Annotated in this window: 8 protein-coding genes; all 8 read left to right on the top strand. The window is 38.7% G+C overall.

From position 1 onward, the window contains the following. Positions 1–2 precede the first annotated feature (2 nt). The 8 genes from ACFSKV_RS17360 (at position 3) to ACFSKV_RS17325 (ending at position 11690) form a co-directional block, all read left to right on the top strand. A complete protein-coding gene (locus ACFSKV_RS17360) occupies positions 3–1643 on the top strand; it encodes a sulfatase family protein (protein ID WP_380805631.1) in 1641 nt (546 codons plus the stop codon). Between the two features lie 321 nt (positions 1644–1964). Further along, a complete protein-coding gene (locus ACFSKV_RS17355) occupies positions 1965–2510 on the top strand; it encodes a pyridoxamine 5'-phosphate oxidase family protein (protein WP_380805628.1) in 546 nt (181 codons plus the stop codon). Between the two features lie 266 nt (positions 2511–2776). Further along, on the top strand, positions 2777–4963 hold the full coding sequence (locus ACFSKV_RS17350; RefSeq protein ID WP_380805625.1) for an outer membrane protein assembly factor BamB family protein: 2187 nt from the start codon (positions 2777–2779) through the stop codon (positions 4961–4963). A gap of 125 nt (positions 4964–5088) precedes the next feature. Further along, complete coding sequence (locus ACFSKV_RS17345; protein WP_380805622.1) at positions 5089–6672, top strand: DUF6807 family protein; 1584 nt, start codon at positions 5089–5091, stop codon at positions 6670–6672. Between the two features lie 333 nt (positions 6673–7005). Further along, positions 7006–8634 (top strand): FAD-dependent oxidoreductase, encoded by a 1629-nt coding sequence (locus ACFSKV_RS17340; RefSeq protein WP_380806427.1) that lies wholly within the window; start codon positions 7006–7008, stop codon positions 8632–8634. Positions 8635–8837: 203 nt separating this feature from the next. Then, positions 8838–9299, top strand: coding sequence for a hypothetical protein (locus tag ACFSKV_RS17335; RefSeq protein ID WP_380805621.1), 462 nt, complete (start codon positions 8838–8840; stop codon positions 9297–9299). A 179-nt stretch (positions 9300–9478) separates the two neighbouring features. Beyond that, positions 9479–9874: a hypothetical protein gene (locus ACFSKV_RS17330; RefSeq protein ID WP_380805619.1), complete on the top strand. Its 396-nt coding sequence runs from the start codon at positions 9479–9481 to the stop codon at positions 9872–9874. Positions 9875–9881: 7 nt separating this feature from the next. Then, a complete protein-coding gene (locus tag ACFSKV_RS17325; RefSeq protein WP_380805617.1) occupies positions 9882–11690 on the top strand; it encodes an adenylate/guanylate cyclase domain-containing protein in 1809 nt (602 codons plus the stop codon). The last annotated feature ends 227 nt before the right edge of the window (positions 11691–11917 follow it).

The raw sequence follows: 11917 nt of genomic DNA, 5'->3' as shown, positions 1-11917 counted from the left end.
TGATGAAGAACCATTTTCTGACCTTACTTACCGCTTTAATTCTTTTCTCCTGTAAGGAAAAAGAACCTTCTTCCCAAAGACCCAACATCATTTTTATCATGTCTGATGACCATGCCTATCAGGCTATTTCTGCTTACGATAACAGGCTGATTGAAACTCCTAATATTGATAGGATTGCAAAATTGGGCATGCTTTTTACAAATGCTAGCGTGACCAACTCTATCTGTGCCCCATCTAGGGCAACCATCCTTACAGGGAAACACACACATATCAACGGAAAGACCGACAACCATTTTCCATTTGATACCACGAATGTAACTTTTCCTCAATTGTTGCAGGAGGGAGGTTACCAGACAGCCATGTTTGGAAAGCTGCATTTTGGGAACAATCCCAAGGGATTTGACCAGTTCAAAATCCTTCCTGGCCAAGGAGCTTATTATAATCCTACCTTTATCACAAAAAACGATGGGACTTATGATGTTGAAGGATACGTGACAGATATCATTACCGATATGACTTTGGATTGGCTGGAAAATGAAAGGAAAGCAGACCAACCATTTTTCCTTGCCTATCTTCACAAGGCACCTCATAGAGAATGGTTACCTGCTGAAAGGCATATTGCAGAATATACCCAAAAGAAATTTCCGGAGCCCGCTACTCTTTTTGATGACTACTCTGGAAGGGGAACTGCTGCCAAAGAAGCTGAAATGAATATTTTACACCATATGAATTGGGCGGGAGATTCCAAGGTATATCCTGAAGTGATGGATCAATTGGGTATTCCTGATGCCTCAGGATGGGATAAAGGAGCCTTCCAAAGGGAAGTCGGCAGAATGAATCCTTCACAGCGAGCCAATTGGGATAAAGTGTTCAAAGGCGTCAATGAAGACTTTATCAAAGCTTTTCCTGACATGAGTGAAGAAGATAAAATGCGCTGGAGATACCAAAGATATATGCAGGATTACCTGGGAACCATCGCTTCTGTGGATGAAAATGTGGGCCGGGTTTTGGACTACCTAGAAGCCAATGGCCTGATGGAAAATACCATCATCGTTTATACCTCTGATCAGGGTTTTTACTTAGGAGAGCATGGTTGGTTTGATAAGCGCTTTGTGTACGATGAATCCTTTAAAACCCCACTTTTAATCGCTTGGCCGGGAAAAGTAAAAGCTGGTTCAAGATCAGATGAACTGGTCCAAAACCTTGATTTTGCCCAGACTTTTCTGGAGGCTGCAGGTATCCCTCAACCCGAAGACATGCAGGGGGAGAGCCTTATCCCTTTACTGACCGGTCAATCTGAAAAATGGACCAGAGATGCAGTATATTACCACTATTACGAATACCCTTCTATCCATATGGTGAAAAGGCATTATGCCATTGTGACCAAGGAATACAAGCTAATTCATTTTTATTATGATGTGGACGAATGGGAGTTATTTGACCGGGTGAATGACCCTCAGGAAATGAAGAATGTCTATAATGATCCGTCCTATGCAGAAATCCGCAAGAAATTGCACAAAGATTTGGAGGAGATAAGGAAAAAATATGGGGATTCTTCGGAAATAAGCCAGAAGCTTTTGGAAGAATACCTGGACAAGCTCAGGGCTTCTGGAGAAAGATTGGCTCCGAGTTTTAAAAAGTGAGATTAGAACCAAGAACCAAGAGCCAAGAATCAAGAAAAAAGAAGTGGATCCTAACCTTTGGGGTTTTTGGAACCCCGAAGGTTTTTTTCTTGGTAGGAGATAGCAGAGACGAGAAGTGAGTGGATAGAACCAAAGGTCAAGAAGCAAGAACCAAAATTCAAGAACCAAGACATAAAGACGAAATTTAAATCTTTAAACAAATCCTTTGCATGAATTTTGGATTTGAACACTTTAGAGTTTTTTTGGGAAGTGTTTTTTTAAAGTTCAGGTCATAAAGCCTCAGATTATGGGTAAATTTAAAGACTGATTGATATTCAAATTATGGGAAAGAAATTAGAATTTATTACTAACGAATTAAAGGGATTCATCGAAGATCAAAAAATATTTTTCGTAGGAACTGCGGCCTGTGACGGTAGGGTAAATGTATCCCCAAAAGGTACGGATTCCTTCAGGGTTATTGATAAGAATAAAATTATTTGGTTGAATCTGACCGGAAGTGGAAATGAAACCGCAGCCCATCTTCTAAAAAATAACAGGATGACCATTATGTTCTGTGCTTTTGAGGGGAAACCTCTGATTTTAAGACTTTATGGAACAGCAAAAATCTTTCATAAGAGAGATATAGAATTTGATAGTTATGTAAGTTTATTTCCGAAAAATATAGGAGCTAGACAAATCATTGAAATGGATGTTGATTTGGTTCAGACCTCTTGTGGTTTTGCCGTTCCATATATGGATTTCAAGGAAGAAAGAACAACTTTAAATGACTGGTCTGAAAAACAAGGGGAGGAAAAAATCAAAGATTATTGGAAAAATAAGAATTTGACCAGTATCGATGGATTTGAAACAAATATTTTTGGGGATTAAATTCGTTCTCCTTAAGTCCTTCTCATCCCTATTTTTTTGACCCCAGACAGTACCATGCCAATTGGCTAATCCAACCAATGTAAGTTTTTATTGATACCTCCTTCTTGATGGGAAAAGAATATTTTGCAATTTATAGAATTTTGCCGTTGATGTAGAAAAAGAGAGAATTGAACAGATTCAATATTATATTGCTTTAACCCTGAATCAGTTCAAACATGGATCTTATTAGGGAATTATTAACACTATGATAATATTTCTTTATGGTGATGAAATACCTAATTGGAAACCAACAATTCTTTCTGGGATTTATTTTTCTAATAATTTCCTGTTCCGAAAAAGCGGATTTTGATAAATCTCATGACCAACAATGGGCCAACAGACTGAATAACTATGAGGATTGGGGGATATACAGGGGGCATTCCACAGGAATTCAATATTCGGAACTTGATCAAATTCATACCGGGAACGTCCGGAACCTAGAGAAAGCTTGGGAATACCATCACGGAAACCCCAGTGGACCAGGGATGTATGCTAACCCGATCATTATTGATGGGTTGTTATATTTTACAACACCAGAAGTTAATGCTGTAGCATTAGAGGCTGCGACTGGTAAGGAAATCTGGGTTTTTAGGCCAAATGATTATCGAAATGATGAAAGGCCGTTTAGAGGTAGGAACAGAGGACTTACCTACTGGGAGGATTCAAAGGGAGAAAATCAACGGATATTTAATTTTGTGAAAGACAGGGTATATGCCATTGATGCCAAGACAGGGGATTTGATTACCTCTTTTGGAGAAAATGGGTGGATAGACTTAAGAAAAAACCTGCCCCAGGATCCGGAATTGGTTGATTTTGAAGCGACCAGTCAAGGAATCGTTTACCAGAATATTATTATTATTGGTGGTCGAACTCCCGAAGAGGATCCTTCATCACCCGGTGATGTAAGGGGATATGATGCCCTGACCGGGGAATTTAAGTGGATTTTTCATACCATCCCACAAAAGGGAGAATTCGGTTATGATACCTGGGAGTTTGAAGAAGGAGTAAGTTATGGGGGAACAAACCCTTGGGGTGGGTTTACTTTGGATGAAGAAAGAGGTTGGGTGTTTTTTGCTACAGGTTCTGCGGCACCGGATTTTATTTATGGAGGAATGCGAAAGGGCGAGAATTTATTTGCGAATTGTGTGGTTGCCCTCGATGCCAAAACAGGTAAACGTATCTGGCATTATCAAACTCTTCGGCATGACATTTGGGATTATGACCTGCCTCCGGCTCCGGTTTTGGCCACTGTCACAGCTGATGGCAAATCACGGGATATTGTGATTCAACTTACCAAACAAGGGTTGACATTTGTTTTAGATCGGGAAACAGGGGAACCGGTTTTTCCGGTAGTCGACTTACCTGTTCCTCCCTCAAAGGTTCCAGGTGAAGAAGCTTGGCCAACTCAGCCTTTTCCTTTAAAACCGCCTCCGTTAAACCGAACTACGCTTCAGGAATCTGACTTGAGCAATATAACTCCTGAAACTCATGAATATGTTCGGAATATTTTCAGAAAATATGAAACTGGTCCTTTATACACTCCGGCTTCTTTGGCAGGAGTGATCACTATGCCCGGCCATCAGGGAGGAGCCGAATGGGGTGGTGCAGCCTTCGATCCTGTCACCAATGTCATGTTTGTGAACATCAATGAGGCGCCAACTATCCACAGCCTCATTCCTTTGAATAGCATGGACACGGCAAGTGCTACATCTTTGCAAAGAGGGGAGATGATTTACAATTCAGCTTGTACAGCCTGTCATGGATTAAATAAAGTCGGCAATCCACCATTGTTTCCTCCTCTTAATAATATAAAGATCAATCAAGATTCCATCAAATCAGTCTTGCGTTATGGTAGGGGGATGATGCCATCATTTAGACAATTTTCTGATAAACAACTTGATGAACTTATTAGCTATTTGGAAAGCAAAGAAATTAAATCAGATTATCCTGAAGGGGGGAAATCAGATGTTGAAAAAAGAAAAGCGCCCCGCTATGCAAATGTAGCTCCATTTTTTGTGGATCAAGATGGTTATCCTGCGATCTCTCCGCCTTGGGGTACATTAAATGCAGTGGACCTTGATAAAGGTGAGATTCTTTGGAAAGTGCCTTTGGGCGAATATCCGGAATTGGTGGCTAGGGGGATCAGGAATACAGGTTCCAAAAGCTTCGGTGGTCCAGTGGTAACAGCGGGTAACCTAGTGTTTATTGCTGCAACTCCGGATGAAAAGATAAGGGCATTCGATAAATTCACCGGACAGGTGTTATGGGAGTACCAACTTCCGGCGGGCGGTTATGCCACTCCAAGTATATATATGATCCATGGGAAACAATACGTGGTCATTACTGCAGGTGGAGGGGGAAAAAACGGCACCAAAGTCGGTGATTCCGTCATTGCATTTACCTTGCCGGATTGAAGCCAACCTTTGAGGTTTTTGTTAAAACCTCGAAAGTTTTGGGTCATAAGAAGAGTTTCAGTTGAAAAGAAATTAAGGCAGATAATCTCTCCCAAAAATCATGAAATAAGCTAAAATATTTAAAAATGAATCATTATAAAACTTTCTTAATACCAGTGCTAATAGCTTTTTTCTTATTCCTTTCTCCTCCAACATGGTCGCAGGATGGAAACTGGAAAATCCTATTTAATGGGACTGACCTAAGTGGTTGGAAAGCACTTAATGGGAAGCATATTTGGGAAGTTAAGGATGGAATGATCGTAGGAAGGACTGTTCCTGGTCAACCAAATGGGTTTCTATGCACAGTACAGGAATTCGGAGATTTTGTACTGGAGCTTGAAGTGTCAGTTGATACCTTAATGAATAATTCAGGAATTCAATTTCGATCCTTGAGTTATCAGGATTTCAAAAACGGTCGAGTCCATGGTTATCAAATGGAAGTAGATCCAAAGCCTCAGCAATGGAGCGGGGCAATTTATGAGGAAGGCACGGACCGTGGCTGGATTTATCCTCCAGAAAAAATGAGTAAAGCTGCGAAGGATGCTTTTAAAAGAGATGATCCAAACGGTTATCAATGGAACAGATACAGGATAGAAGCTGTAGGCCCGATGATGAGGACCTGGATAAACGGGGTGCCTGTGGCCCATCTTATTGATGACAGATTTCCAAAGGGATTTATCGGTCTCCAATTACATGCCAATAATGAAAACGATCCCCAAGGCAGTTTTTCCATCCGATTTCGGAACATTCGCATACAGACGGGAGATTTAAAGATCAGTCCTTTGGATGATACCTTTGTAGTGAATCTGCTTTCAGATAATCATCAAACTATACGCTCAAAAAAGGCTATTCCCTTAAGGATTAAGCAGGATGCTGATTCACAGAGTATTAAGGTATTTCATGATCAATCAAATGATCCCATTTTAACACAAGTCAATAGGAAAGATGAAAGGCCATATATCCATCCACTCATTGCACCTGATGGAAATGGTGTGATGACCGAATACCGTCCCAGCCATCATCCACACCAGACAGGGATTTATTGGGGATTAAAAAAGGTGAACGGGCGGGATTATTTTATAAACTGGAAAGATGATTATTGGCGTGGGGTTTCATCAAAAGTATTTGAAGATAAATGGGATTATGTAAAATGGCAGACAGTTTATGAAATGTTGGATGAAGAAGGAAAGACAGTCATGGTTGAAACCCAAGAATGGGCCATGCGGCACTTTGAGGGTCAATATATTTTAGACTTAGTATGGACCGGAGATGCCAAATCTGATGTGCTGATGGAAAAGTTTTATGTTGGGGGACTCTTTGTCCGCATGCCTTGGGTGAAAGAGACGGTTGGTGAAATAGTAAGTGCTTCCGGGCTGAAGAATCTCGAAATAGAAGGGCAGCGATCGATTTGGACGGATATAGGGATTAAACTTGAAGGGAGGGACGATTTCGCACATATTGCCCTATTTGACCATCCGGAGAACAAAGCATTTCCCACCCCTTGGCGTGTAGATAATGAAATGGGAATTGGACCTTCAAGACAGATTTTGGGTAATTGGAAAATTGCCAAAGGTGAAAAGGAGGTAATTCGCTATAGGTTGGTGGTTTATACAGGGGAACTGGTAAATAGAGAACTGACAGATATTTGGCAGGAATTTATAAAACATTGAAGGGCATAAAAAGATTTTGGCAATTGGTTATTCAAAAATTGCCTTTAGCATTGTGATCAGGTTTTCAGGGAAACCATTAAAGGGAATAATTCTACCTTCAATGCGAGTACTCAGACATACTATAGAGATATCTTTAAGGAGTTTTCTTGGGATTTCCTTTGACCTCCAGTAATTTAGGATGTTTAATTTCGGAATCGTAGACAAAGGCAGAAGCTTAAGAAAGTAGGTTCAAAAAGTGATACCACTATTGGGAAAATCAACTATTACATTTCGAATTCTAAGAAACCCAACTAAAAATATATGTCCAAAAATAACTTTATCCTTGCAATATTAATGCTGCTCTTGAACTCTGGATGCGGTACGAAAAACAAAAACTCATTTGAATCAGACATAATTATCTATGGGGGCACTTCTGCTGCAATAACAGCAGCAGTTCAGGCCAAGAAAATGGGTAAATCGGTTTTGGTGGTTTCCCCTGATTTCCATTTAGGTGGCTTATCTTCAGGGGGACTAGGTTTTACAGATACCGGGGACAAATCAGTGATTGGAGGATTGGCAAGGGAATTTTATCACAGGATTTATCTGCATTACCAAAAAGAGGATTCTTGGAAATGGCAAAAAAAGGAGGAATATGGTAATATAGGTCAGGGTACACCAGCTATTGATGGAGATGAAAGGACTATGTGGATTTTTGAGCCCCATGCTGCAGAGCAGGTTTTTGAGGATTTTATCAGGGAATATGACATTCAGGTTTACAGGGGTGAGTGGCTGGATAGAGAAAATGGGGTGTCCAAATCCAATGGTACGATTATTTCTATCAAAACACTTTCGGGAAAAGCCTTTAAAGGAAAAATGTTTATAGATGCCACCTATGAAGGAGATTTGATGGCAGCAGCTGGTGTAAGTTATCATGTAGGAAGGGAATCCAATGATACTTATGGAGAAAAATGGAATGGTGTACAGTTTGGCGTTTTTCAACACGGACATTATTTCAGGGATTCCATTTCCCCATTTGTGATTCCAGGAGACCCAACAAGCGGATTGTTGCCCGAAATTTCGGAAGAACCCATAGCTCCCAATGGCACCGCTGATTCCAAATTGCAGGCTTACAATTTCCGTATGTGCCTCAGCAAACATCCAGATAATAGGCTTCCCTTTCCAAAACCTGAAAATTATGACCCTTCCAGATATGAACTGTTGGCAAGGGTTTATGCATCCGGGTGGGATGAGACTTTTGATAAGTTTGATCCAATTCCCAACCTTAAAACAGACACCAATAACCATGGTCCATTCAGCACGGATTATATTGGGAAAAACTATGCCTATCCTGAAGCGAGTTATGAAGAGAGGAAAGCAATCATTAAGGACCACGAGGATTACCAAATGGGATTGATGTATTTTTTAGCCAATGATCCCAAGGTTCCTGAGAAAGTACGCCAAAGGATATCAGAATACGGTTTGGCCAAAGATGAGTTTATCGACAACGGCCATTGGCCCCATCAGATTTATGTGAGGGAATCCCGCAGGATGATAGGAGATTATGTGATGACCGAACATGATGTATTGGGTGACAAAACTGTACCAAATCCTATTGGAATGGGTTCTTATCATTTGGATTCACATAATGTGCAACGATTGATCGGTCCAAATGGCTATGTCCAAAATGAAGGGGACATCGGGGTGAAGCCCAAAGAACCCTATAGCATTTCCTATGGTACGATATTACCCAAAAAGCAGGAATGTGAAAACCTGCTGGTGCCTGTCTGTGTATCCAGTTCCCATACAGCATTTGGCTCTATTCGCATGGAGCCTGTTTTTATGATTTTGGGACAATCTTCAGCGACAGCTGCAGTTTTAGCTATAGATGCTAAGATTGCTGTACAGGATTTGGATTATGAAAAATTGAAGCATAGACTGAAAGAAGATGCACAGGTAATGTTACTGAGTGAAAGACTGAAATAATTGATGATTTGTTAGTTATTTACCCGGTCTATTTTCTATTTGAGGACAAATCCGAAGGAAATCTATTTTTATGAATGTAATATTAGATTGTCAAAATGCACTTTGGAGTTGACCCAAAACTGATTATTTGTGCCAATTGAAATTTCGTGTTTTTTTTTTCACTAAAAATTTCGAATTTCATTTTTCTCAAATGCATGTCAAAAATGAGTGACAGTATTAGTTCAGATGATATTTTGTATATTCTCAATAACCCATGGAAACTTACTGAAAGCGAATGGGGGCTTAAGGAAAATAATTTTATAGATTTTTACTCAACTTACATCAAGAATAAGCTTGATACAAGTAACCAGGATGGATTCTCGAAAATTTGGAAGACATCAAACGGCCAGGCCATTGCCATTTTGGGATTTTATAAAGTAGGGGAAAAAAAATATGAAACTTTTTTTGTTGCCAGCCACCATATGGATGAATTTGGACTGAAAATTAGTTTTGACCTCCGTAATATCCTGAAAGAGAAAACATTAAATTATCCGGGATGTACATGTGGATTGTATTCTGCCTCAGATCATCCCAAACAAATCCCCTGGTTTAAATTTATTGGTTTTAACTATGTGCCTGAGGAAAATCGGGGGAAGCAACGCTATTTTGAATATGTCTCCTCTTAGCAGGAATGCTCTGAATTTTCAATTCACTTATTACAGAAACAGACAACTTTACTTTTTCTATACAGGTCAAGCTTTTTCTAACTATAATAAAAAAAGCAGCATTTACTTTTCCCCAGTGATTTCTTGAAATATTTATCACTATATTAACCAATAATTCACTAACTCAAACAATAAAGATTATGTGCGGAACTCCACCACCTCCTCCATCCTCCCCAACACCACCACCTACAGTTACAGTTTTGATTTCTGCAACTAATGCTGCTCCTTTTCCTCCGGCTATTTCTGATGGAACAAACATCGTTTACTCAGAAAATGATGATACTAACCTAATTACTGATGTCAAGGCTGGCTATAATATTATCTTTAAAAAAGCAGGAGATATCAGTTCTATCTTAGGAATTTCTGAAACAGGTGGAACAAATGTGTTCAGTTCATTGCCTACTTTACAACCTGATGGCACTTGGAAAGGAGTTATAGGTTCATTTCCTCCCAATAGTGAAGAATCGTACAATATTTCTTATGTTGTAAATGGGGTAACTTATAATCAGGATCCTAAGATCAGGATTAACCAATAATGCATTCATGCTTAATAAATGCAAAAATCATGGTTTATTCATAGTTTTCTTTTTCTTTTTTGTCCAACTCATCCATGCCCAAGATAGAAAACTGGCAGATAGTTTAATAGTTGAGTACAATAAAAGGAACTTAACAGGGATTGAAAGGCTTGAGCTTTTGCGTAATTTATCATTTAATCTTTCCAGTGATTTAGAAGAATCATTGAAATATTCGAATGAATTAATTGAGCTGGCACTGAAGGATGAAAATTTTTTATACCTCTACAGAGGTTACAGTCAAAAAGGTCAATCTTATCTCCTTGCAGGTGATTTACCTAAAGCACTGGATGCTTTCGTAAAAAGCAGTGAGGCAGCTTCTAAGGTTGAGGATAAATCCTATGAAGGCGGTGCATATCTAAAAATTGCTGATGTTTATTCTGGTATTGGGAATTCTGCAAATGCGGAAAGCTATTATTCAAAATCTATTGGCATCCTAAGGTTAACAACTGACACACTCACATTGGCATCAGCTTTATTAAATGCTGGAGATGAAGCTTTTTTAACTAAAAATTATGATAAAGCTTTGGATTATTTCGAAGAATCCGGATTGCTTTTCAAAAAAGTAAATTACCCTATAGGAATAGCCTATAATTTGGGAAATGTTGGAATGGTGTACGCTGAACAAGGCTTGGATTCCCTTGCTGAGGAATACATCAATGAAGCCATGGTTTTATTGGAGGAATCAGAGGATTTTTATCCAATTACAGTTTACCTGACCTATATGTCAGATATTTACTTGAGAAGAAAGGATTTTTCGGCTGCTTTAAATTATGCCCAAAGAAGTCTGGATCTGGCAAAACAATATAGATTAAAAGAACAAATAAGTGAGGCTAACCTTACGCTTTCCAAACTTTTTGAAATATCTGGTAATCATGATATTTCTTTAAAACATTACAAGGATCATATTTCTTATCGGGATAGTATTATCAATTTAGAAAATATTCAGCAGATCGCAGATTTGAGGACGGATTTTGAAGTATCCCAAAAGCAAATAGAAGTTGACCTTCTGGAACAAAAGAGGAAAAACCAACTTATCTTGACTTTTACCATTGCCATTGCTTTGTTCTTTATTGGGATTTTGGCCTTATTATGGTATCGGCGATATTTATTTATCAAAAAAACAAACCGAATTATTGAAGAGGAAAGGGATAGATCAGACCGTTTGTTACTAAATATTCTGCCAGAAGACACTGCTACAGAGTTGAAATTATCTGGCAAAGTAAAAACTAAAAAACATGATATTGTTACTGTCTTGTTTACAGATTTTAAAGGGTTTACCAGCTATTCTGAAAATCTTTCACCAGAAAGACTGGTAGAAACAGTAGATTTTTATTTTTCAAAATTTGATGAAATAATTGAAAAGCATGGTTTAGAAAAAATCAAAACAATAGGAGATGCCTACATGTGTGCAAGTGGCTTGTATGGCAATAAAGAAGATCATGCACACAAAATGATCCTTGCAGCAAAAGAAATAGTTGCCTTTGTGGAAGAGACTAAAAATGATATTGCCGTAAATGAATTGACTTTTGATATAAGAATAGGTATTAACTCAGGACCGGTAGTGGCAGGAGTAGTTGGAAGTAAAAAGTTTGCCTATGATATATGGGGTGATACTGTGAATGTGGCTTCAAGAATGGAGTCTATGTCTGAACCCGGTAAAATAAATATCAGTGAAAGAACCTATGAATTGATAAAAGACGATTGGTCATGTGAATACAGGGGGGAAATAGATGTAAAAAACAGGGGTAAGCTGAAAATGTATTTTTTGATGCTATGATATATACCTGACGAATCACAATGGATTCTACATTTCCTAAACAGACTTTTCGTTATTTTTACTTTATTGGCCAATAATTTCCAGCTTTTTTGCATAAAGTATGTCATAATACGTCCCTCCAATTTTTTTGATTAAAAGAACTAAGTTGTTTTGGTTCAAATAGATAAAATAAGGATTGGATAAAATCATCCATAATGTTAGATTGTATTAAATACCATTTTTTAATC

Source organism: Shivajiella indica, assembly GCF_042683085.1.
GTDB lineage: Bacteria > Bacteroidota > Bacteroidia > Cytophagales > Cyclobacteriaceae > Shivajiella > Shivajiella indica.
This window is presented reverse-complemented; position numbering and strand designations above follow the sequence as displayed.

What these genes read in the sequence shown, in the direction of transcription:
- ACFSKV_RS17340 (WP_380806427.1), top strand. Translation starts at nt 7,006, where the DNA reads ATGCTGCTCTTGAACTCTGGATGCGGTACGAAAAACAAAAACTCATTT.
- ACFSKV_RS17335 (WP_380805621.1), top strand. Translation starts at nt 8,838, where the DNA reads ATGAGTGACAGTATTAGTTCAGATGATATTTTGTATATTCTCAATAAC.
- ACFSKV_RS17355 (WP_380805628.1), top strand. Translation starts at nt 1,965, where the DNA reads ATGGGAAAGAAATTAGAATTTATTACTAACGAATTAAAGGGATTCATC.
- ACFSKV_RS17325 (WP_380805617.1), top strand. Translation starts at nt 9,882, where the DNA reads ATGCTTAATAAATGCAAAAATCATGGTTTATTCATAGTTTTCTTTTTC.
- ACFSKV_RS17350 (WP_380805625.1), top strand. Translation starts at nt 2,777, where the DNA reads ATGAAATACCTAATTGGAAACCAACAATTCTTTCTGGGATTTATTTTT.
- ACFSKV_RS17360 (WP_380805631.1), top strand. Translation starts at nt 3, where the DNA reads ATGAAGAACCATTTTCTGACCTTACTTACCGCTTTAATTCTTTTCTCC.
- ACFSKV_RS17330 (WP_380805619.1), top strand. Translation starts at nt 9,479, where the DNA reads ATGTGCGGAACTCCACCACCTCCTCCATCCTCCCCAACACCACCACCT.
- ACFSKV_RS17345 (WP_380805622.1), top strand. Translation starts at nt 5,089, where the DNA reads ATGAATCATTATAAAACTTTCTTAATACCAGTGCTAATAGCTTTTTTC.